The organism is Microbacterium sp. (genome assembly GCF_039812165.1).
GTDB lineage: Bacteria > Actinomycetota > Actinomycetes > Actinomycetales > Microbacteriaceae > Microbacterium.
Map to the genome: position 1 here is coordinate 1 of NZ_JBDIAB010000296.1, position 2,789 is coordinate 2,789.

Annotated in this window: 3 protein-coding genes; all 3 read right to left on the reverse strand. The window is 75.0% G+C overall.

Annotated elements, in window-relative coordinates; all coding sequences use genetic code 11:
- Positions 1-899 (reverse strand): glycosyltransferase (locus tag WML84_RS14570; protein WP_347346857.1); only part of this gene is annotated, 899 nt, incomplete at its 3' end.
- 68 nt (positions 900-967) lie between these two features.
- Positions 968-1,288 (reverse strand): WhiB family transcriptional regulator, encoded by a 321-nt coding sequence (locus WML84_RS14575; protein ID WP_347346858.1) that lies wholly within the window; start codon positions 1,286-1,288, stop codon positions 968-970.
- A 140-nt stretch (positions 1,289-1,428) separates the two neighbouring features.
- Entirely contained in the window at positions 1,429-2,586 is a 1,158-nt protein-coding gene (manA, locus tag WML84_RS14580; RefSeq protein ID WP_347346859.1) for a mannose-6-phosphate isomerase, class I, read from the reverse strand.
- Positions 2,587-2,789: the final 203 nt, after the last annotated feature.

Genomic DNA, 2,789 nt, shown 5'->3' on the forward strand with positions numbered 1-2,789 from the left:
ATGCGGCACATCGCGACGATCGCGGCCGCCCACTCCGGGCCGATGCGGCCGGGCTGCTTGGTGAGCAGGTCGCGGAGCGTGCGCCACAGCGCCAGCGGCAGGAACGACAGCCAGTGCAGCGCCACGGCCGCGGCGGGCGCGTACACGAGCCGGCGATGCAGCTGCGCGGCGCGCACCGCGAACGCGCGGCGCATGCCCGGGAGCGCGTCGTGCGAGGAGGGGACGCCGGCGACCCCGTCGCCGGCGACCGCGACCAGCGCGGTCGGCGAGAGGTCGACGCGCGCGCCGGCGAGGCGTGCGCGGATGCTGAGGTCGAGCCCCTCGTCGGCGCCGACGAGGGCGGGATCGAGACCGCCGAGGGCGCGCCAGGCGTCGGCCCGCACCAGGAGGCCCCGCACGTCGGCGCCGAGGACGTCCTCGGCCGCGTCGTGCTGACCCTGGTCGAGCTCGCCCTCGGCGAGCCGCACCGTGCGGCCGAAGCGCGTCATCGTGACGCCGAGTGACACGATGCGCCCGGAGTCTGCCCAGCGCACGAGCTTGGGGGCGGCGACCGCCACCGACGGCGCGGAGTCGAGGGTCGTCACGAGGCGCGCGAGCGCCTCGGGCTCGGGCGCGGTGTCCTGCGCCAGCAGCCACACCGCGTCGCCGTCGAGGCGGACCGTCGCCGCGCGCAACGACTCGGCGTAGCCGGCGCCGCGCGGCATGGCGATGACGCTCTCGGCGCCGGATGCCGCGGCCACCTCGCGCACTTTCGCGTCGGTGCCGCACAGCACGATCGTGAGCAGGTCGAGGGGTCGCGTCTGCGCCTCCAGGGCCGCGAGGGTCCGCTTCAGGTGGAGGTCGGCGGGCGTGCGCCCGTCGGGTCGCACGACCAGCAGCGCGTGAACTCTGGCGGGCATGACGTGGTCAGCCTAGGCGCGCCCGCGCGCACCACGTGGCATCCGCGCGCGGTTCGGCCAGATCCGTCTCAGCCGGCGCGACGCTTGAGCTTGCGGCGCTCGCGCTCGCTGAGCCCGCCCCAGATGCCGAAGCGCTCGTCGTTCTGCAGGGCGTACTCGAGGCACTGGCCGCGCACGTCGCACGACGAGCAGATGCGCTTGGCGTCGCGCGTGGAGCCGCCCTTCTCGGGGAAGAACGCCTCAGGGTCGGTCTGCGCGCACAGCGCGTCGGTCTGCCACGAGAGCGCGTTGTCGTCGTCGGCCTCGAGCGGTCGGCGAACCCCCGGGACACCGAGATCGACCGGATCGACGAACCAGTTGTCGGGCACGCCGGAACGGTAACCAACCATGTCCCTCTCCCACCTGTATACCCCCCACGCGGTTTCGCGTGCCCCCTAATTACACCGCTGTCATTCGCTCCGGTCAAGTCGCGAATAGTAAAGCCTCAAGTGCGGATTGAACCTTCATGACACGCCGGGCGTGTCGCGGTTCAGGAACTCCCGGGCTGCGCGACGAAAGCCTCGCCAGCCCCGGACAGCGCGAGCGCGGACTCGTCCGCCGTCGCGAAGACGGCCTGTCCCGGGCGCAACGCGTGCGCCGCGCCGCCGTCGGCGCCGCCCACCTCGACCGTCCCGCGCGTGGCCACGACGATCGCCGGCCCCCGCAGCGGCACGCGCCGCGACGCGTCGGCGGCCACGGCGACGCGCGTGAGCGAGAAGTCCCCCACGCCCGGGTCGAACACCTCGAGGCCGTCGGCCGTGGTCGGCCGCAGACGCGGCGGCGGGGTCGGGGTCGTGTCGACGATGCGCAGGAGCTCGGCCACGTCGACGTGCTTGGGCGTCAGTCCGCCGCGCAGCACGTTGTCGCTCGCGGCCATGATCTCGACGCCGAGGCCCTCGAGGTAGGCGTGCAGCATGCCCGCGTCGAGGAAGAGCGCCTCGCCGCGGCGCAGCTCGACCAGGTTCATCAGCAGGGCCACGATCACGCCCGGGTCGCCCGGGTAGACGGCGGCCACCTCGCGGGCGGCGGCCAGCTCGGCGGCGAACTCGGCGTCCGACGCGGTGTCCAGCGCCGCGATGATGTCGTCGACGGCGCCCGCGGCCTCGCCGGAGAGCAGCCACCGCAGCGTCTCGCGGAGTGCGTCGGCCGCGTCGTCGCCGGCCAGGTGCGCGGCGAGCGCCGCGGGCCCGCGGCCGTCGCCCAGGGCGGCGACGAGGCGACGGGTGTCCGCGACGGCGCCGAGGCCGACGAGCGCGCGGAAGGACTCGCTCAGCGCCACGATGAGCTCGGGCTTGTGGTTCGCGTCCCGGTAGTTGCGCGCCGACGCGTCGCGCGCGATGCCCGCCGACTCCTCGCGGCCGAAGCCCGCCGCCGCCTCCGGCTTCGACGGGTGCACCTGGATGGAGAGCGGGGATGCCGCGGCCAGCAGCTTCAGCAGGTAGCTCAGCGGCGCGGCGTCCAGGTCGGCCAGCAGCGCGTCGAGCGTGCGTCCGCTGCCGTCGTCGACGCGGGCCGGGCAGCCCGGGTGGTCGCCGAGCCACACCTCCGCCTCGGGTCGGCCCGAAGGCCGGCGGCCCTCGAGTTCGGCGAGGAGCGTGGGCGAGCCCCACGCGTAGTCGCGCGGGTCGTTGGACAGGGGCACGAGCATCTCCCCAGCCTAACGATCCCGCCCGCGGACATCGGCCCGCGACGGCGCGCGGACGGGGCCCCGCGATACCCTGATCAGACGATGACCGTCTACACGAGCCACCCCATCGCGCGGCCCCCGGCCGCACCGCCGCGGGAGACCTCCGGGCACCTGCTGCTGCGCGGGTGGTGCATCTTCGTGCTCGCCGCGGCGCTCGGCGGCAC

What these genes read in the sequence shown, in the direction of transcription:
- manA (WP_347346859.1), bottom strand. Translation starts at nt 2,586, where the DNA reads ATGCTCGTGCCCCTGTCCAACGACCCGCGCGACTACGCGTGGGGCTCG.
- WML84_RS14575 (WP_347346858.1), bottom strand. Translation starts at nt 1,288, where the DNA reads ATGGTTGGTTACCGTTCCGGCGTGCCCGACAACTGGTTCGTCGATCCG.